We start from the raw sequence: 19,722 nt of genomic DNA on the forward strand, positions 1-19,722 counted from the left end.
CTAAACCGCGCCCATGAAGCGCATCCTGCTCGCGAGCATCGCCCTCGCCTCGACCGTCGCAGCCACCGCGGTGGCGCGCCCCCTGACCATCAACGACGTTGTCGGCTTTTCGCGTGTCGGCGCGCCGGTCGTGTCGCCCGACGGGCGCTGGCTGGTGTGGCAGCAGCGCGAGACCGATCTCGCCGCGAACAAGGGCCGCTACGATCTGTGGCGGCTCGATCTGGCGACCAAGGGCGCGCTTCCCGAGCCGCTGGTCGCGGAGGGCGACGTCAACGAGACCGGACCGCAATTCGGCGCGAACAACCTGGTGATCTTCCAGTCGGACAAGGGCGGCAAGGATGCGATCGTCTCGATCCCCGTCGCCGGCGGCACGCAGACCGTGCTGGCGACGCCGCCGGGCGGCTTCAGCGGATTCGAACTCTCGCCCGACGGGACCCGGGCGCTGGTCTGGGCCGATCGCCTCCCCGGCGCGCCGACGATCGAGCCGGCCGAGATCAAGCGCGACGGCAATGCCGGCAGTGGCCGCGTGTTCGGCAAGCTCTTCATCCGCCATTGGGACACGTGGAGCGACGGCACGCGCTCGCAGCTTTTCGTGGTGCCGCTGGGCAAGGATGCGCCCGCGGTGCCCGTCTCGGGCAGCCTCGATGGCGATTCGCCTTCCAAGCCCTTTGGCGGCGGCGAGGAAGTCGCGTGGAGCGCCGACGGCAAGACGATCTTCTTCGCGCTGCGCGAGGCGGGCACGACCGAGCCGCTTTCGACCAATCTCGATATCTGGTCGGTGCCCGCCGACGGTTCGGCCAAGCCGGTCAATTTGACCCCCGACAATGACGGGATGGACAATCTCCCGACGCCCTCGCCCGACGGCAAATGGCTCGCCTGGTTTGCGATGAAGCGGCCGACCTACGAGGCCGACCGGCAGGTGCTGATGCTCCGCAACCTCGCCACCGGTGAAACGCGCGCGCTGACCGAGGCGTGGGACCGCTCGGTCGGTTCGATCGCCTGGTCGCCCGACGGCAAGAAGCTGTTCGTCACCGCCGAGGACACGCAGGAAAACCCGATCTTCCAGGTCGATCTCAAGACCGGCAAGCCGACGCGGCTGACGCAGGAGGGCAATGTCACCGCGATCGTGCCCACGAAGAAGGGCGTCGTCTTCTCGATGAACAGCCTGCTCGGCCCCGACGATTTCTACAGCCTGACCGGCAAGGCGCCGACGCGGCTGACCACGGTCAATGCGGCCAAGATGCAAGGCATCGACCTGCCCACCATCACCCGCTTCAGCTTCACCGGCGCGAACAACGACACGGTGTGGGGCTATTCGGTCAAGCCGGCCCAGCTCAGGGACGGCGAGAAGGCGCCGATCGCCTTCATCGTCCATGGCGGGCCGCAGGGGACGATGAATAACAGCTGGTCGTACCGCTGGAATCCCGCGGTGTTCGCGGGCGCGGGCTATGCGGTGGTCGCGATCGATTTCCATGGCAGCACGGGCTACGGCCAGGCCTTCACCGATGCGATCCGCAACAATTGGGGCGGCTGGCCGCTCGAGGACCTGCAAAAGGGCCTCGCCACCGCGACTGCCAAATTCCCCTGGATGGACGCCGACAATGCCTGCGCGCTCGGCGCCTCCTATGGCGGCTTCATGATGAACTGGATCGAGGGCAACTGGCCCGATCGCTTCAAGTGCATCGTCCAGCATGACGGCGTGTTCGACGCGCGCGCCATGGCCTATGAGACCGAGGAGCTGTGGTTCGACGAATGGGAGCATGGCGGGCACCCCTATTACGAGGACCCCGCGGCGTTCGAGAAATGGAACCCGGTCAACCATGTCGACAAGTGGCGCACCCCGATGCTGGTGATCCACAGCGACAAGGATTACCGCATCCCGGTGACCCAGGGCATCGCGACCTTCACCGCGCTCCAGCGGCGGGGGATTCCGTCCAAGTTCCTGAACTTCCCGGACGAGAATCACTGGGTGCTCAAGCCCAAGAACTCGATGCAATGGTATGGCGAGGTGCTCGGCTGGCTGGGGACCTATACGGGGAAGAAGTGACGGCTCACCCCGGCACTTCGCCCCCCTCCGCGCCATAGAAGATTCGCCACAGCGCCAGATCGCCGCTGAAATCGGCATAGTGATGCTCGACGCCGGCGGCGACGAACAGCAGGTCGCCGGCCGCGAAGGGCGTTCGTTCGCTGCCATGGACGAGCACACCGTTGCCGCGGATGACCGCATAGATTTCGTCCTGCTCGTGCGGCGTCTGTTCGTTGGGCGGGAGCGGGATCGAGAGGCGGATGTCGAGCGTGCCGCGGCGGAGCACCAGCGCCGATCGCTCGCCCTCGGGCGTCGGGATGCGGGCTTCGGCGTCGGCAAGGCGGATCACGCCGCTGCGGGCATTGGGGTCCATGTGCGGCCTCCGTGGGTGGCGGGAGCCATTGTTATCACGCCGTCATCCCGGCGAAAGCCGGGACCCAGGGTGTTTTGAGCGTAACGCTTGCGGCTCTGGGTCCCGGCTTTCGCCGGGATGACGGTTGTGGTGGGTGCAACGTTCGCGCTAAGCGCGCGGCACCATGACCGAACTCCCCAAGACCTTCGACCCCGCCGAGATCGAGACCCGCTGGTACAGCCATTGGGAGGATAGGGGCCTGTTCGCCCCCGAGCGCCCGGGCGCCGAGCCCTGGACGCTGGTCAATCCGCCGCCCAACGTCACCGGCAGCCTGCATATCGGCCATGCGCTCGACAACACGCTGCAGGACGTGCTGGTGCGCCATGCGCGGCTCAAGGGGATGGACGCGCGCTGGGTGGTGGGCACAGACCATGCCGGGATCGCCACGCAGATGGTCGTGGAACGCCAGCTCAACGAAAAGCAGCAGAAGCGCACCGATTTCAGCCGCGACGAATTCGTCGCGAAGGTCTGGGAATGGAAGGCCGAGAGCGGGGGCGAGATCACCCAGCAGCTCCGCCGGCTCGGCTGCTCGATGGACTGGGCGAACGAGCGATTCACGATGGACGAGGGCTTTTCGAAGGCCGTCCTCAAGGTGTTCGTCGATCTCTACCGCCAGGGCCTGCTCTACCGCGACAAGCGCTTGGTGAACTGGGATCCGGGCCTCGGCACCGCGATCAGCGATCTCGAGGTCGAGACGCACGATATGAAGGGCAGCTTCTGGCATCTGCGCTACCCGCTCGAGGATGGCAGCGGGTTCATCCAGGTCGCCACGACGCGGCCCGAGACGATGCTCGCCGATATGGCGGTGGCGGTGCACCCGAGCGACGCACGCTATGCGGCGCTGGTGGGGAAGAACGTCAAGCTGCCGATCACCGGGCGGCTGATCCCGATCGTCACCGACGAACATGCCGATCCCGAGCTGGGCTCGGGCGCGGTGAAGATCACGCCGGGGCATGATTTCAACGACTTCGAGGTCGGCAAGCGCGCGGGGTTCAAGCCCGGCGAGATGCTCAACATGCTCGATGCCAAGGCGGCGATCGCGCAGACCAGCGACGGGCTGATCCCCCCCGAGTTGATCGGGATGGACCGGTTCGAGGCGCGCAAGGCGGTGGTCGCGCGGCTCAAGGCCGAGGGCTTCCTGATCCCGCATGTCGACAAGGACGGGGGCGAGCACGACGCCGAGCCACGCACGATCGCGACGCCCTATGGCGACCGCTCGAATGTGGTGATCGAGCCTTGGCTGACCGACCAGTGGTATGTCGATGCGGCGACGCTGGCCAAGCCCGCGATCGAGGCGGTGCGTTCGGGCGCGACCAGGATCGTCCCGAAGAGCTGGGAAAAGACCTATTTCAACTGGATGGAGAATATCCAGCCATGGTGTGTCTCGCGGCAGCTTTGGTGGGGGCACCGGATTCCGGCTTGGTTTGCCGAGGATGGCAGCATCTACGTCGCGGAGAGCGAGGCCGAAGCGCAGGCGCAGGCTGGCGTTGCGCGATATGGCGAAGGCTGGGAAGAAGCGGACGAAGTTGCGCTCACGCAGGACTCCGACGTCCTCGACACCTGGTTCTCCTCCGCGCTCTGGCCCTTCGCGACGATGGGGTGGCCCGACGAGGACGTGAAGGCGCTCGGCCGCTATCCCAATGACGTCCTCATCTCGGGCTTCGACATCCTGTTCTTCTGGGATGCGCGGATGATGATGCAGGGTTTGCACTTCATGGGCGATGTGCCCTTCAAGACCTTGTATCTCCATGGGCTTGTGCGCGCGGCGGACGGGCAGAAAATGTCCAAGTCCAAGGGCAATGTCGTCAATCCGCTGGGGCTGATCGACCAGTACGGCGCCGATGCGCTGCGCTTCTTCATGGCGGCGATGGAGAGTCAGGGCCGCGACATCAAGATGGATGAGCAGCGGATCGCCGGATACCGCAACTTCGCGACCAAGCTGTGGAACGCGGCGCGCTTCGCCCAGTCGAACGGGATCGGCGCGTCGGCTACGCTGGAGCCGCCTGCCGCCGAGCTGGCGGTCAATCGCTGGATCATCGCCGAGACGGTCGCGACCGTGCAGGCGCTCGATCTGGCGCTGGCCGATCTGCGCTTCGACGAGGCGGCGAACACCATCTACCAGTTCACCTGGAGCCGCTTTTGCGACTGGTATCTCGAGCTGATCAAGCCGGTGCTGAACGAAGACGCGGTTCATCATCCGTGGATGGGCGAGGAGACGCGCGCGGTCGCGGGCTGGGTGCTGGACCAGATTCTGGTGATGCTCCACCCCTTCATGCCCTTCATTACTGAAGAGCTGTGGTCGAAGATGGGGCCCCGCGATCGGGACCTGATCGTGTCGAACTGGCCGCGCGTCGATGCCGTCAGCATCGATCCGGCTGCTGCTGCCGACATCAACTGGTTGATCCGCGTGATCGGCGAAGTGCGCGCTGCCAAGAATGAGCTGGGCATCGCGCCGGGCGTGATGCTGACGGCTTATTCGCGTGGCGCGAATCAGGAGACCGAGCGGCGGGTCAATGCCTTCTACACGGCGCTACGCAAGCTCGCGCGGGTGCAGGACGTCCATCATCAGGCCGCGCCGGAAGGCGGCGCGCTCCAGATCGTGGTCGATGAAGCGACCTTCGTTATCCCGCTTGGCGACGTGATCGATCTCGAAGCTGAAAAGGCCCGCCTCACCAAGGCGATCGCCGCGGCGGAGAAGGAACGCGACTCGCTTGCCGGGCGCTTGAACAACCCGAGCTTCGTCGAAAAGGCCAAGCCCGAGGCGGTCGAGAAGGCGCGCGCGGATCATGCCGAGAAGGCCGCCGAGGCCGAACGGCTGAGCGCGGCGCTGGCGCGGTTGGGGTAAAGGGCATTATCGGCAAGGCCGGCGACGAGGGGATCGGATAGACGAATGGCCATGCCTCCCAAACGCGATCTCACCACCGGCCCGATCGGTTCGGCATTGCTCGCCTTCGCCGTGCCGACGCTGTTCTCGTCGATCCTCCAGTCGCTCCAGGGCTCGATCAACACGATCTGGGTCGGGCGTTTCCTCGGCGAGGCGGCGCTCGCAGCGACGTCGAACGCCAATATGATCCTGTTCCTCACGCTCAGCTTCGTGTTCGGCTTCGGCATGGCGGCGACGATCCTGGTGGGGCAGGCCTATGGCCGGCGCGATCTCGATCAGGTGCGGCGCGTGATCGGCACCACCATCGGCGCCTTCTTTTTCCTCGCGGTGATCTTCGCCGCGCTCGGCTGGCTCTTCTCGCCCCAGCTGCTCGGCGTGATGGGGCTGGCGCCCGAGGCGATGGCCTCCGCGCTCGCCTATACCCGCGTCATCTTCCTCGCCATCCCGCTGGTGATGTTGACGGTGGTGCTCAGCATGTCGCTGCGCGGCACGGGCGACGCCTTGACGCCGCTCTGGATCATGATCGTGATGGTGGTGATCGATTGCGGGCTCAATCCGCTGCTGATCCTCGGCGTTGGGCCGCTGCCGCGGCTGGGGATTGCCGGATCGGCGACCGCGACGCTGGTGGCGAATGTGGTCGGCCTGCTGGGGCTGCTCGCGGTCATCTATCTCCGCGATCTGCCGGTGCGGCTGCGCGGGCATGAGTTCGCCTATCTCAAGCCCGATCCGGCGCTGGTGAAGCGGATCATGGCGATGGGCCTGCCGATGGGGCTCCAGATGATCGTGCTGTCGGTCGCGGGGCTGGCGATGCTCGGCATGGTCAATCGCGAGGGCGTCGATACGACGGCTGCATTTGGCGTGGCGCTGCAGCTGTGGACCTATATCCAGATGCCCTCGATGGCGCTGGGCGCCGCGGTGAGCGCGATGGCGGCGCAGAATATCGGCGCCGGCAAATGGGATCGCGTCGGCAGGATCACCATCAGCGGCGTGACCTATAATCTCCTCATCACCGGAGCGCTCGTATTGGTGCTCGCCATCGCCGACCGGCCCGCGCTCGCGCTGTTCATCGGCGGCGACAGCCCCGCGCTGCCGATCGCACAGCATATCCAGCTGATCGTCACCTGGAGCTTCGTGATGGCGGGGGTCGCGATGACCCTGTTCGGCACGATGCGCGCCAACGGCTCGGTGTGGTGGCCGCTGATCATCCTGGGGGTGACCCAGCTGCCCATCCGCCTCGGCATAGCGCTCGCCACCTATGGCTGGCTGGGCGCCGATGCGATCTGGATCGCCTATCCGATCAGCTCGACGCTCTCGATGCTCGCTGCGGTCTGGGTCTACCGCAAGGGCGACTGGAAGAAGCGCAAGCCGATGATGGCGCCGCGCCCCGGCCCCGACGCGGCGATCGAGGCGGCCAATGCCGATATGGAGCCCGAAGGGCGGATGACGCCGACGGGCTAGGGTCCGGACTCGATTGGCGCACCAGACTGGGCCGTCCCAGCATGTGAAAGGTAACACTAGGGTAACACTGCCGCGCATGTTTTGCGCCGCGCAGCCTCCGGGGAAGGCGCATCGCTCGCCAGGTGCGGATCGACAGGGTCAAAGAGCGGCCGGAGCGACTGGCCGGGCGAGCCAAGCAGGCGAAATCCTACATTGCAAGAGCTTGGAGAGCGGACTCAACGAACCGCACCCTGCAAAGCCCAGATGCCAATTGAATACGGACCCTAGGGTGTATCGACATTCAGAGAGCGAGGTTGATCCTCCCCCGCCAGGGGGAGGTGGCGCCGAAGGCGTCGGAGGGGGAGGACACGAAACAAATGTGGCCCCCGTCCTCCCCCTCCGTCACGCTACGCGTGCCACCTCCCCCTGGCGGGGGAGGATGAATTGAATGTCGATACGCCCTAGTTGGCCAGCGAGAAGACGACGGTCACGCGCGCGGTGGTCTCGACGGGCTTGGGGGTGACGTCGATCTGCACCGGTGGCGCAGAGACCGGCGCGCTCCGTGCCTGCGGGAGGGCGTTGAGGCTCTCGCCGGCCTCCATCGGCGCCCCGATATTGGGCGTTCCGATCACCGACACGATCGGCCCCAGCCGTCCGCCCGAGGCCGTCGCCAGCGTCTGCGCCTGGGCGCGGGCGTCGGCCATCGCGGCGCCGGCCGCGGCCCGCTCGGCGGCTTCCGGATCCTGCAGGCTGAAGCCGTCGAGCGACGCCGATGCCGCGCCGAGCCGCTGCGCCAGGCCGATCGCGGTGCCGGCCTTGTCGACCGCCGTCAGCTCGACCGTCGCGCTGATGGTCGCGACATAGCCGGTGACGCGGCACGGACCCTTGTCGTCGGTGGACGAACCTTCGCTCAGGTCATACCGGCCTGGCGTGTTCGGGCAGTCGCCCTTGCGTACCTCGGACGTGGCGACCGCTCCGGTATAGAATTTCAGCTTGGGGTCGATCTGCGCCAGGCCGCCGATCACGTCGCGCTGCCGCTTGGCGAGGTCGCTGGTCGCCGCATCGGGCGTTGTGCCCTCACCGCGCAGCTCGATCGAGATCGTCGCGCGATCGGGCGCGGTCTTGATCGTGGCGGAGCCGGTGACGACGATGCCGTGCGGAAGTTCACCCGTCTGAGCGAGGGCCGGGGAGGGGAGCGCGGCGATCGCGAACGGCAGCAGGAGCAGGGCTAGGCGCATCATGACTCTCCTCGATAATGTAATAATATATCATTGTTGCGATCGAGGCCCCGAAGTCAAGCGGCTTGCACTCGCGGAGCGGCGCGCTCATTAGCCGCGCCATGAGTCACTATCCTGCCCTCCGCCTCCGCCGCACCCGCAGCTCGGCCTGGAGCCGGCGGATGTATGCCGAGACCGTGCTCACCCCCGCCGACCTGATCTGGCCGCTGTTCGTGACCGAAGGCGATGCCGAGGAGCCGATCGCGACGCTGCCGGGCGTGTCGCGCTGGCCGGTCAATGGCATCGTCGCGCGGGCCAAGGAGGCCGAGGCGCTGGGCATCCCCTGCGTCGCGCTGTTTCCCAACACGCCGTCGCATCTGCGCACCGATGACGGGCGCGAGGCGTTCAATCCCGATAATCTGATGTGCCGCACGATCCGCGCGATCAAGGAATCGGGCGTGAATGTCGGCGTGCTCACCGATGTCGCGCTCGATCCCTATACGAGCCACGGGCATGACGGGCTGGTCGATGGCGCCGGCTATGTGCTCAACGACGAGACGGCTTCGGTGCTGGTCGATCAGGCGCTGGTGCAGGCAGAGGCGGGCGCGGATATCGTCGCGCCCAGCGACATGATGGACGGCCGGGTCGGGCTGATCCGCGGCGCGCTCGAGGCGAACGGGCATTCGAACGTCCAGATCATGGCCTATGCGGCGAAATACGCCTCGGGCTTCTACGGCCCGTTCCGCGATGCCGTCGGCTCGCGCGGACTGCTCAAGGGCGACAAGAAGACCTATCAGATGGACCCGGCCAACGCCGAAGAGGCGCTGCGCGAGGTGGCGCTCGATCTCGCCGAGGGCGCGGACAGCGTGATGGTCAAGCCCGGGCTGCCCTATCTCGACATCATCCTGCGGGTGAAGAGCGAGTTCCAGGTGCCGGTCTTCGCCTATCAGGTGTCGGGCGAATACGCGATGATCGAGGCTGCGGTCGCCGCCGGGGCGGGGGAGCGCGACGCGCTGGTGCTCGAGACGCTGATGGCGTTCAAGCGCGCGGGCTGCTCGGGCGTGCTGACCTATCACGCGGCGCATGCGGCGCGGCTTCTGAACGGATGATCGAGACCGAGCGCCTGATCCTGCGCGTGCCCGAGCCGCGCGACCGGCTGGCGCTCCATGCGATCTTCGCGGACGCGCAAGTGATGGCCGATCTCGCACCCGTGAAGGACGCAGCGGGCAGCGACGCGACGCTCGCCAAGCACGACGCCTATCGCGGCGAGGGGTTGGGCTTCTGGGTGGTCGAGCGGCGCGAGGATGGCGCGGTGGTCGGCTTTTGCGGGCTCAAGCGTGGCGACGCGCACAATCCGATCGCGGGCGAGATCGAGGCCGGCTGGATCATCGACAAGCCCTATTGGCGGCAGGGCTATGCGTTCGAGGCGATGGAAGCCGCGCTCGCCTGGGCCTGGGCCAATCTCGATGTCGCGCGGATCGTGGCGATCACCGCGGCGGTCAACGTCAAGAGCCAGCGGCTGATGGAGCGGCTCGGCATGACGCGGCTCGCGGATGGGGACTATGAGCACCCGCTCTTTCCCGAGGGCGACCGGCTGCGTTCCACCGTCACCTATGCGATCGCGCGGCCTGCATGATCGAGACCGGGCGCCTGATCCTGCGCGGCTGGCGCGATGACGACCTCCATCCCTTTCACCTGATGTCGCAGGACCCGCAGGTGATGGCGACGCTGGGGCCGCTGATGTCGCGCGACGAGTGCGCGGCGGGGATCGCGCGGCTGGAAGGGGTGCGTAAGCAGCACGGCCACACCTTCTGGGCGCTCGAGCGGCGCGAGGACGGCGCGTTCCTGGGCTTTTGCGGGGTAAAGCCGGGCCCCGCGGGTACCCCGATCGAGGGCGAGATGGAAATCGGCTGGCGGCTGGGCTCGGCCTTTTGGGGGCAGGGCTATGCCCGCGAGGCTGCGCAGGCATCGCTCGACTGGGTCTGGGCGAACACCGATGCGCCGTTGGTTGCGGCGATCACCACGCGCGGCAACACGCGCAGCTGGGGGCTGATGGAACGGCTCGGCATGGTCCGTGCTCGGCAAGATGATTTCGATCATCCAAATCTGCCGTCGGAGAGTGCACTGCGGCCACATATCACTTACAGGGTGATGCGCCCGACCAGTTAATCGCAGGGCAAGCCGCTCCCGCTAGACCGGGAGCAGGGTTGGGGAGGGACAGAATGACGCAGGCGGCGGACGAGGCCGGGGGACCCCCGGCGATCACGCACAAGCTGTTCGTCGTCGCGATCCTCGCCGGATCCTTCCTGCTGTTCCTCGTTCAGCCGATGGTGGCGCGGATGGCATTGCCCAAGCTGGGCGGCGCGCCAGCGGTGTGGAACTCGGCGATGCTGGTCTATCAGGCGCTGCTGCTGGGCGGTTACGCCTATGCGCACTGGCTGGGCCGGGTGCCGGTCAGGCAACAGGCCTGGATCCATCTCGGCGTGCTCGCCGTCGCGGCGCTCTGGCTTCCCATCGGGCTGATCGCGATGAACCTGCCCGCCGACGCCCAACCCGCGATCTGGGTGCCCTGGCTGCTGGGGGCCTCGATCGGCCCGCTCTTCTTCGCCATCGCCGCGCAGGCGCCGCTGCTCCAGCGCTGGTACAGCGTCGCCACCCATGGCCGCGACCCATACGCGCTCTACGCCGCCTCGAACATCGGCAGCTTTGGCGGCCTGCTCACCTATCCCTTGCTGGTCGAGCCCAATATGGCGCTCAAGGCCCAGAGTTGGCTGTGGACCGGCGGCTATGCCTTCGTCTTCCTCGCGGTCGCGGCCTGCGCGCTGCTGTTGCCCAGGCGCGCCGCGGACGACGATACGCCGCATGTCCAGCATCACAGCCCCGCCCCGGGCTGGCATCGCGTCGGCTATTGGGTGCTGCTCGCCTTCGTCCCATCGGGGCTGATGCTCGCGACCACGACCTTCCTCACCACCGATATCGTCGCGGTGCCGATGCTGTGGGTGCTGCCCCTCGGCCTCTATCTGCTGAGCTTCAGCGTCGCCTTTTCGGGCAATCAGACGGTCGTGAGCGCGCTCGCCAAGATCACCCCGGTCACGCTGATCATGTTCGGTGCGACGCTGATCGCGGGCAACCAGGACTATGCCTATCTCAACGCCTTCATCGCACTGGCGCTGCTGTTCCTCGTCTCGGTCTCGCTCCATGCGCATATGTATGCCAACCGGCCCGAGCCCGACCGGCTGACGGGCTTCTACCTCGCCATGTCGGTCGGCGGGGCGCTGGGCGGCATGTTTTCGGGGCTGATCGCGCCGATCCTGTTCGACTGGACCTATGAATATCCGCTGCTGATCCTCGCCGCCGGCGCGCTGGTGCCGCAGACATACCTCGTCCCCGTGATCGGCAAATTGTGGCAGGGCGACGCGCAATGGGTGCGGATCAGGATCCTTTCGCTCGCGCTGGTCGTGACGCTGATCGCGTTCGCCGGGCTTAGCGACGATGTCTACCAGCGGGTCTACGCCTGGTTTGGACCCGAGGTTGGCGCATGGTTCGGCGCCAAGCAGGCCAATCTCGCCTTCATGGCGGTGGCCCTGGTCGGGCTGGTCGCGGTGGGGACGCGCTGGGGGTTCGTGATCACGCTGGCGGGGGCGATCTTCATCTTCGGCGGCTATCGCGCGATCCTGATGTCGATGGATGGCGCGCGGACGCGGAGCTATTTCGGCGTCTACACCGTCAGCGATACGCCCACGCGCCGCGTGCTCACCCATGGCACCACGCTCCACGGCGTCGAGCTCAAGGCCGATCCGCGCCAGCCAACCACCTACTATGTCAACGGATCGGGCGTCGGCCAGGCGATGCTCGCCGCGCCCGAGCTGTTCGGGGAGGGCGCGCGGATCGGCGTGGTCGGGCTCGGTTCGGGAACGCTCAGCTGCTACGCCAGGCCGGGCCAGCATTGGAAGATTTTCGAGATCGACCCCGCCGTGGTCAGCATCGCGCGCGATTCGGGCAAGTTCGCCTTCCTGAAACTGTGCCTGCCGGATGCCGACATCGTGATCGGCGACGCCCGCCTCCGCCTTGCCGAGCAGCCTCCCGGCAGCCTCGACCTGCTCGCGCTCGACGCCTTCTCCTCGGACGCGGTGCCGATGCACCTGATGACCGCCGAGGCCTTCCAGACCTACGCCCGCGTGCTCGCGCCCAACGGGCTGCTGCTCGTCCATATCTCGAACCGCTACATGGCGCTCGATCCGGTGGTGGCAGGGGCGGCGGCGCGCGGCGGCTGGCACGCGGCGATGCTCCATTACAACCCGACCACGACCTTCATCGCCAGCCGGACCCGGGAGGGCAAGACCGCCGTCCGCAGCGAGGTGCCCGATTGGGAGAGCGCGTCGGACTGGATCGTGCTTTCGCACGACAAGGCGATGTTCGACCGGATCGTGAGCCGCGACACCAACTGGATTCCCCTGAAGCCCAAGCCGGGTTTTGCGGGTTGGACCGACGATTATGCCTCGATCGTGCCGGTGCTTCGCCGGGCGCGGACGCCCCTAGATTCGCTTATGGGCTGGTGAGGGCGCTCTCGAGCAGCTTGATCCGCTTGGCCTGATCCGCGGCGAGCGCATTGGCGCGCGCGATCGCGGCGCTGAGCGCGGGGTAGGGTGGCATGCCCGTCCGGCCGCGCTCGATCGCGAGCGCCTCGAGCGCCTCGACCACATCGGTGGTCTGCCCGCGCACCGCATCGAGCGCGCCCAGCGCCACCTGTGCGTCGAGCCACGGCTCCGATCCCTCGGGCAGCCCACGCGCGACCGCGATCCTGGCCTCGGCATCCTGCGCGGCCTTGGCGAAGGCCTTTTGCGCACTGTCGAGCGTGGCGGAGAGTTCGGCGATCCGCTTGTCGAGCGCCGGATCGGCAGCGGCTACGGGGACGGGGCGATCGGGCTCGGCGGTGCCCTGCGATTCGGCCGGGCGGGGCAGGAGCGAGGGATATTTGCTGTCGCTCTGCACGCACCCCGCCAGCGGCAGGATCAGCGCAAGCAGGGGAAGGGCGAAGCGACGCATCGCAGCCTGCTCTATGCCGAGGGGGCTAGCGGCGCAACGGGCTTCAGAAACCCCGGAAAAGGTTGCGGAACGGGGTTGCGCTCCCGAAGAGACGCGTCTAACAGCCCAACTCCCGCGCACCCGTAGCTCAGCTGGATAGAGCATCAGACTACGAATCTGAGGGTCGGACGTTCGAATCGTTCCGGGTGCGCCATTTTCCCACATCGCTTGAGCCATGGGCCTGCAACGCCGGTTGCGGGGATCGGCTCCGCGCGGGCGGGGCTGCGGAAGTTCAGGTCGGCGACTCTGTAACACTCGGATCCGAGCCGTCCCAGAATGTGAAAGTTGACACGAACTTGACACTGCCCGGCATGTTTTTCGCGGCACGGTGCCAGGCGTGCGCCGGGTTTGCCCTGTGAGGATCGCCAGGTCCAAGAGCGGCCGGAGCGACCGCCCAGGATTACGGTGGGATTACGGTGACAGGATTACGGTGACAGTGCACTAATTCCACGTTTCCGCCCCCTCCGGGCCGCTTCGAGCTTTCGACCGCTAGTGGCCTCCAGTCCGGTGATGAAGCTGGCATCGCCCAAAGGGCGGCCGATGCTTTCGGCCTTACGCAGCCGCATCGAAAGCTCCGCGTCTTCGCCGGCAGCGAGCAGCGCCGCAAAGTCGGGATAACGCGTGCGGACCGGCTCGGGATCGGTAACGCCATCCTCGTGTTCGCCAAGATGGACTCGGGCGCTCGACCATGCCCAGTCCGCCGCCCGATCGACCAATCGTGCCCGCACCGGATTGAGCGCGACATAGCGCAGCGCGGCGCCGAGATGGGTCTCATCCATCGCGACGCAGCCGAAGCGGCCCTGCCAGAAATGCCCGGTTCGTCTGAGGCGGGCATGGATGTGGCCGGCATAGCGTCGGTGAACGGCTGCCAATGCCCGCCGGATGCCGTCGGCGTCGCTGGGGACAAGGACGAGGTGGACGTGGTTCGGCATGAGGACCCAGGCCCAAATATCGACGCCCGCGGCGAGGCAATGTTCGGCGAGCAGGTCGCGATAAAGGGCATAGTCTTCGTCGCAGAAGAAGGTCTGCGTCCGACCGTTGCCACGCTGGGTGACATGATGAGGGAGGCCGGGAAAGACCGCGCGGGCGAGGCGAGCCATGGGGAAAGGCTACGCCGCGCCGTGGGGCGAGTCAAATTAGTGCACTGTCACCGTAATCCCCTGTCACCGTAATCCCTGTCACCGTAATCCTGTCATTCAGTAATCCTTAGTAATCCTTAATTCTAATTCGCTGTCACTTTAATCCGTTGCATTTCACTCTACTAAACAAGATCGTATTTCCGTTAGTATCAAAAATATATAATCCGCCGTAATCCTCGGTAATACGCAAGAGTTTCGGAGAGTCATTGTTAGTCGATATGAATGAATTACTCTGACTCATTATTACAAGGTTTCTATCCGTCCGGAGTGACCATCCAATATTGTCGAATGTCGTTGATACATTTACAGAACCTCTGTTGAAGTACAGTTTGCCATCATTGCGAACATCGATAGTAGGAGACAATATCCATGCTGGGCCGCGATAGCATCCCGCAACGCGACTCAAATTGGACCGATTATCCGTCCTAGGTATGAGGGCAAGAATACCTAATATCAGTAAAAATGCCAATATTGCAAGATTTCTTCTCATTGTGAAGTTCCGTCAACGCACCAGAATATTATTGTTTTGGAAACTGTTGTTGAGCCCCCGCGTTTCGGAGCCCTGATCGGGAGCTTAACGCCAACTTTTATGGCGGGGCCCATGGCCCCGCCTACTAAATTTAGGTCCTTGTCAAAGTTTACAGAGAAGCTCCACTCCCCAGCAGATAGTCCGATGTTAGCATTGAAGCCAAATAAATCGGCGGTTCGTCTATAAAATCCTCCCTTAATACTTGCGCCAGCCTCCAACCCGAAACCGAACCCACCGGTAGCAAAAAAACCTCGACTGCCCGTCTTCAGATTGAGAAATACACCAACGGCACCTGAGCCCCCGTAGCCTGGGATAAGCGAGCCATCGACAAAGCTAATCCAAGTCAGCCCCTCTTGGCTAAGCACCGAGCGGCAAGGTCCCGTCGGGTCTTCTCCTCCTCCGATTTCCCGGCTAGCCCAATCCGCGCCGCCAACACCGGGGATTGGCATATCGACGCAGAATTTTGTCGGTCCTGTAACGCGTATCTCCTCTCCCTCTGCTGGATTCTCCGGAGCAGGTATCAGCATTTCTAATTGGCCATCGCGACACCTTCCAAGAGGGTCCGAAAAATTGACCGGGTCATTCCGCACATAAGCATACATGTTCATCCCGTCCCCATACCCGATCGGATCGGTCTGCAGGAACCGCCCCAGCGTCGGCGAGTAGATGCGGGCCTTGTAGTAATACATGCCGAGCGACGGGATCCACGCCTGGCCGGTATATTGGTTCCGCCCGGCCGAGCCGTTGTTCGAAGGAATGCCATATTCGTCATAGCTGGTGACCAGACTGGTCACGGCAAGGCGGCTGGAGCGCGCGACGATCGAGCCGCGCTCATCGGCGATGGTGAAGACGGGGTAAGCGGTCGCGCTGTTATAATCGGCGACGATCTCGTCGGTGCCGGGACCGTAGACGAAGCGCTTCACCAGCGTCCCGCTGCTGTTGTACGAGGCGATCGTCTCGCCACCGTCATAGAGATATTTGAGGTCCGGGCTGGCATTGATGCGGTATAGCCGCAGCATCGGATCATATTCATAGCTGGCGCTCACGCTCGAGACCGTCGAACCCGTCAGCAGGTTCTCCGAGCTGTAGCTGTAGCTGTCGCTCCCCGAGCTGGTGATGTTGCCGCGCGAATCATAGCCCAGGCTGGTGCCGCCCGAGGCGGTGAGCTGGTTGAGACCGTTCGAGGTATAGCTGCGCGCGACATTGGCGTGGCCGCCGAACGCGAACTGATCATTGGTGCGCGTCAGGCTCGCGATCTGGTTCGCCGGGGTGTAGCTGAAGCTGGTGGTGCTGTCATAGGTCGTGCCCGACCCGTCGAGATTGTGCGACAGCGACGCCAGCCGCGACGCATTGTCGAAGCTATAGGTCGTGACCGTCCCGTTGCCGCGGGTGAGGGTCGTGCGGCGGCCAAGATCGTCATAGGCGTAGCTGGCGAGCACATCGAGGCCCGAGGTCGCGCCGTTGGCACGGACCGCGGTGACCTCGCCGGTGACCTGATAATCATAGTCGATGTAGAAGCTGTCGGGCCAGGTCATCCGCGTGCGCCGGCCCGACAGGTCATACTGATAGGAAACGGTGCCGAGCGGCGTGCCCTGGCTCGTGTTGCGCCCGAGCGCGTCGTAGCCGAAGGTCAGCGCGGCGGTGGAGCTGCTGGCGCCGGTCATCCGGCCGAGCAGATCATAGGTGTAGGTGACGTCGGGCTCGCTGCCCGGCAGGTTCTTGGTCGTCAGCCGACCGAGATAGTCATAGCTATAGGCGATCGACGTGCCGTCGCGCAGGCGCCGGTTCGTGACGAGGCTGCCGGCATTGTAGGTCAGTTCCTGATAGTCGGTCGTGGAGCTGGTCCCCGCTCCCTTGGTGCTGGAGGGATAGCGGAGCTTCACCTGACGGTCGAAGCCGTCATATTCCGCCGTGGTCTTGTTGCCCTCGGCATCGGTGATCGTCGCGGCCAGGCCGTTGTTGGTATAGGTGGTGGTCACCTCGTCGGCCTGGACACCGCTCACGCCATAGCCGGTCTGGACCTTGGTGACCTGCCCGACCGCGTCATAGGTATATTTGGTGATCTGGTCGGGCCCCGACGATCCCGTCGTCGCCTGCGTGCACGCCGAAGAGGGCAGCGACGACCAGGTCGAGGGATTCATGCGCTGTGCGACGCATTCGAGGCGGCCGACCGCGTCATAGCTGTATTGCGTCACCTGATAGGTGGTGCTGCTCGCGGTCAGCACTTCCTTGGTCTTGAACCCGTTGGCGTCGTAGGTGGCGGTGACCTGCTGCGCCGAGGCGAAGGCTGCCCAGTCGGTGTCGGTGGTGCCGTTGACGGTGCCGATCTCGACCACCGTCAGATTGCCGTCGGCATCATAGGTGCGCTTCTCGGCGCGCCGCTTGAGCGAGCCGCCGCCATCGGGATCGGGCGAGATGATTCCGATCAGCCGGCGATCGGCGTCGTAGCGATAGGTGGTGGTGTCGGAGGTGCCCGAGAGCGGGCCATCGACCGTGAGCACATCACCCGCGGCGCTATAGGTAAAGGCGGTCACCGCACTCAGGCTCGAATCGCCCGCGGCGGTCGTCACGCTGGTGGTATTGAGATTGCCGTCATAGGCGACGGTACTCTTCACCTCGTCCGCGGTGCCGACGCAGCTCGGGGAATCGGACGTCGCGCCGGTCTGGCAGGCCGAGACGCCGGTCAGCAGCGCGATGCCCGAAGTGGTGGTGTAGCTATGGCGCACCTCGGGCCGCTTGGCCCCGCCGGTCGCGGCCGGCGCGGTGGCGGCGGTCAGCAGGCCGGTGGTGCCGTCATAGCTGTAGTTCGTGACGTTGCCGAGCGCGTCGGTCGTCGAATCAGGGTCGTTGCACGAAGGCGTCGAGCAGCTCGACGGATAGCTTCCCGTCATGACGATATCGGACAGGCCCGACCCCGATTTGGGCTTGAGCCGCGTCTCGGTCACATTGCCGCGGCTGTCATAGGTGTACTGGATCTTGTTCCCCTCGGGGAAGGTGATCTCGGTGATCCGGCCGACGCTGTCATAGGCGTAGCTGGTGGTGCGCGAGAGCGCGTCGGTGACCGAGGTGGGGCGGAACTTGTTGCGGTCCGAAACGATCGTGGTGCTGTGCGATTGCGCGTCGGTCACCACCATCGTGCCCGTCGAGCCCGATACCGAATAGCTGTAATTGGTCGTGATGCCATCGCGGGTGACCGAGCTGACATAGCCGCTCGAGGAGCTGACGGTCATCGTGTCGCTGCCCGCGCTCGGACGGCGAAGCCCGGTCACTGCCGAGCCGCCATTGTTGCCGCCCGTGAAGCGGTACGTGCTGCCGCCGGGTGCGGTGACCGTATAGATGCCAGTCGAGGGATTAGCGTAGCTGACCGTACTTACCGTGGTGGCGGCGTTCTTCAGCGCTGCGCTCGTGCGGCGATACCAGTTCGGACCCGAACTGGCCGACGCATAGGTCCAGTTGATCGAATAGCCGGCGCCATTGCTGACATTGTTAAGCCGCCACTGATGGACACAGTCGCGGTCCGGATCGGGAAAGGGAACATCGACGCAGTCGCTGAGCAGATCCCATTCAAAGGTGACCTCCATCCCGGCCTTGCCGGTAGCGGTCGAGGCGAGCAGCCAGCAATTGTTCGAATTATTCTCGTCGCAAAGATTCGAATCGCCGCCCTGAGTGGCGATCGGACTGTTAAACAGGATCTCCATTCCATCGCTCGTGCGATAGATCAGACCCCCGAGCCCGTCGCTGGTCAGCGTGGCGTTGGTCCCGCGCGTCGAGTTGGCGCTTGCACTCGTGAAATTGTCGTACGCTTGGCCGAGATATACGGAGTAGCTGGTCACGCCGCCCGACACGGTCTGGTAGAGCGCGATGTCGGACCAATTGTCACGCTGGCCGTCACTGATAATCAGCGGCAGTCTGGCTTGGCCTGAGCCGACCGCAGCGATCGGCAGATGAGGATCGAACTTGCCGGTGGTCAGATCGACCCCGTTGGAATCGAGGTTCGGGTGCGGGCTCTGCTGCGCCATCGCCGGCGCGACGAAACCGGCCGCGAGGATCGTCGTCAGCGAAAGCGCGACGCGGCGCATCATGCGGCCGCGCACGCGGCCTTTACCAGGATTGCTCATGGAATTCCCCTTCCGAAATGCGTGCTGATCAGGAATCGCGTGCTGCGTGTCAGGGCGCGCCGGTGACGTTCACCGTCCCGCGATTATTGGCCTTGTCGTAGGTGTAGTTGGTCTGGACGTTGTTGTTGACGCTCCCTGCGTGGCTGACATTGGTCAGCTGCCCGCGCGCGTCATAGGTGTAGGTGATCGTCTCATTGCCCATTTCGGCAGGCGCGGAGGCGGCCATCGCGAGGCCCCCGGTTCCGGCCGCGATCACGAGCAGCCAACCAATCTGACGTATGCCCTTGTCCATGCCCCAATCCCCTCCAGTCCCGGCGGTCTCTTCCGACGGAACATAATAAGAACAATCCAAATCCAACAACGCAAATGCTGCGGAATCGGCAGTTATCTATCGGACTTTTCGGGAAATTCCGGCTTGGCGCTGGTTGCGTCCGCCGGCTTATATAGGCTGCGACCTGTGGACAAACTCTCGTAAAATACGGATGCGGTCAATCTCCGATTCGGAGTTATCCACAGGAACTGACGGTGTCCGCAGCGCTAACGGTCAATTGGGGGAAGCGGCGTGCGCTGTGTCATGGCAATTTGATTTCATGATTGTGACGATATCAATTTCCGGATCTTTGTCCGATCCGCTCGGGTCGAGCCCGCTCGTCGCAGCAATGCATTGGCTGCAGGATACGTTACTTGGCACGGTCGCGCTGACCGTCGGGATTCTCGCGGTGGCGTCGGTCGGGTTCTTGATGCTGACCGGGCGGGTGAATATCCGATATGGTGCGACCGTGATCGGCGGCTGCTTCATCCTGTTCGGCGCGTCGAGCATTGTCGCGGGGATCCAGTCGGCAGCGTCAGGGGGTGGAGCCGAGGCGCCAGCCCTG

General features: G+C 65.0%; 13 protein-coding genes, 1 tRNA gene and 1 pseudogene. 9 read left to right on the plus strand and 6 right to left on the minus strand.

The features are described from left to right. Window positions 1–13: 13 nt before the first annotated feature. A complete protein-coding gene (locus OF829_RS10570) occupies window positions 14–2,047 on the plus strand; it encodes a S9 family peptidase (RefSeq protein ID WP_264939974.1) in 2,034 nt (677 codons plus the stop codon). A gap of 4 nt (window positions 2,048–2,051) precedes the next feature. On the opposite strand, the gene OF829_RS10575 is transcribed toward OF829_RS10570, so the two are convergent. Continuing rightward, window positions 2,052–2,399 (minus strand): cupin domain-containing protein, encoded by a 348-nt coding sequence (locus OF829_RS10575; protein ID WP_264939975.1) that lies wholly within the window; start codon window positions 2,397–2,399, stop codon window positions 2,052–2,054. A 163-nt stretch (window positions 2,400–2,562) separates the two neighbouring features. On the opposite strand from OF829_RS10575, the gene OF829_RS10580 reads away from it, so the two are divergent. Continuing rightward, a complete protein-coding gene (locus tag OF829_RS10580; RefSeq protein WP_264939976.1) occupies window positions 2,563–5,283 on the plus strand; it encodes a valine--tRNA ligase in 2,721 nt (906 codons plus the stop codon). A 45-nt stretch (window positions 5,284–5,328) separates the two neighbouring features. Continuing rightward, window positions 5,329–6,780, plus strand: a complete 1,452-nt coding sequence (locus OF829_RS10585; protein WP_264939977.1) for an MATE family efflux transporter — start codon at window positions 5,329–5,331, stop codon at window positions 6,778–6,780. Window positions 6,781–7,220: 440 nt separating this feature from the next. On the opposite strand, the gene OF829_RS10590 is transcribed toward OF829_RS10585, so the two are convergent. After that, window positions 7,221–8,000 carry an SIMPL domain-containing protein gene (locus OF829_RS10590; protein WP_264939978.1) on the minus strand — a complete coding sequence of 260 codons (780 nt, stop codon included), beginning with the start codon at window positions 7,998–8,000 and terminating at the stop codon, window positions 7,221–7,223. A 98-nt stretch (window positions 8,001–8,098) separates the two neighbouring features. Between OF829_RS10590 and hemB the strand changes: the two genes are divergently transcribed. From hemB to OF829_RS10610, 4 genes are read left to right on the plus strand one after another with little or no spacing between them, the layout of a single operon-like run. Beyond that, entirely contained in the window at window positions 8,099–9,085 is a 987-nt protein-coding gene (hemB, locus tag OF829_RS10595; protein ID WP_264939979.1) for a porphobilinogen synthase, read from the plus strand. Then, window positions 9,082–9,612: a GNAT family N-acetyltransferase gene (locus OF829_RS10600; RefSeq protein WP_264939980.1), complete on the plus strand. Its 531-nt coding sequence runs from the start codon at window positions 9,082–9,084 to the stop codon at window positions 9,610–9,612. Before hemB ends, OF829_RS10600 begins: the two co-directional genes overlap by 4 nt. Beyond that, window positions 9,609–10,145, plus strand: a complete 537-nt coding sequence (locus tag OF829_RS10605; RefSeq protein ID WP_264939981.1) for a GNAT family N-acetyltransferase — start codon at window positions 9,609–9,611, stop codon at window positions 10,143–10,145. The genes OF829_RS10600 and OF829_RS10605 overlap by 4 nt, the downstream gene beginning before the upstream one ends. Window positions 10,146–10,198: 53 nt before the next feature. Further along, window positions 10,199–12,535: a fused MFS/spermidine synthase gene (locus OF829_RS10610; RefSeq protein ID WP_264939982.1), complete on the plus strand. Its 2,337-nt coding sequence runs from the start codon at window positions 10,199–10,201 to the stop codon at window positions 12,533–12,535. Here OF829_RS10610 and OF829_RS10615 read toward each other — a convergent pair. Further along, on the minus strand, window positions 12,522–13,022 hold the full coding sequence (locus tag OF829_RS10615) for a hypothetical protein (protein ID WP_264939983.1): 501 nt from the start codon (window positions 13,020–13,022) through the stop codon (window positions 12,522–12,524). The genes OF829_RS10610 and OF829_RS10615 overlap by 14 nt on opposite strands. 116 nt (window positions 13,023–13,138) lie before the next feature. On the opposite strand from OF829_RS10615, the gene OF829_RS10620 reads away from it, so the two are divergent. Then, window positions 13,139–13,215: transfer RNA gene (locus OF829_RS10620), tRNA-Arg, on the plus strand. 271 nt (window positions 13,216–13,486) lie between these two features. Here OF829_RS10620 and OF829_RS10625 read toward each other — a convergent pair. The 3 genes from OF829_RS10625 to OF829_RS10635 form a co-directional block, all read right to left on the minus strand. Continuing rightward, the gene (locus tag OF829_RS10625; protein ID WP_264939985.1) at window positions 13,487–14,161 is read right to left on the minus strand and encodes a transposase; all 675 of its coding nucleotides are present in this window, start codon (window positions 14,159–14,161) and stop codon (window positions 13,487–13,489) included. Window positions 14,162–14,686: 525 nt separating this feature from the next. Beyond that, window positions 14,687–18,847 carry an RHS repeat-associated core domain-containing protein gene (locus tag OF829_RS10630; RefSeq protein ID WP_264939986.1) on the minus strand — a complete coding sequence of 1,387 codons (4,161 nt, stop codon included), beginning with the start codon at window positions 18,845–18,847 and terminating at the stop codon, window positions 14,687–14,689. A 49-nt stretch (window positions 18,848–18,896) separates the two neighbouring features. Continuing rightward, a complete protein-coding gene (locus OF829_RS10635) occupies window positions 18,897–19,139 on the minus strand; it encodes a hypothetical protein (RefSeq protein ID WP_264939988.1) in 243 nt (80 codons plus the stop codon). Between the two features lie 298 nt (window positions 19,140–19,437). Here OF829_RS10635 and OF829_RS10640 point away from each other — a divergent pair. Further along, window positions 19,438–19,698: pseudogene (locus tag OF829_RS10640) on the plus strand (TrbC/VirB2 family protein); the annotation flags it as partial. Between the last annotated feature and the right edge of the window lie 24 nt (window positions 19,699–19,722).

The organism is Sphingomonas caeni (genome assembly GCF_026013415.1).
In the GTDB taxonomy this organism is placed as follows: Bacteria; Pseudomonadota; Alphaproteobacteria; order Sphingomonadales; family Sphingomonadaceae; genus Sphingomonas; species Sphingomonas caeni.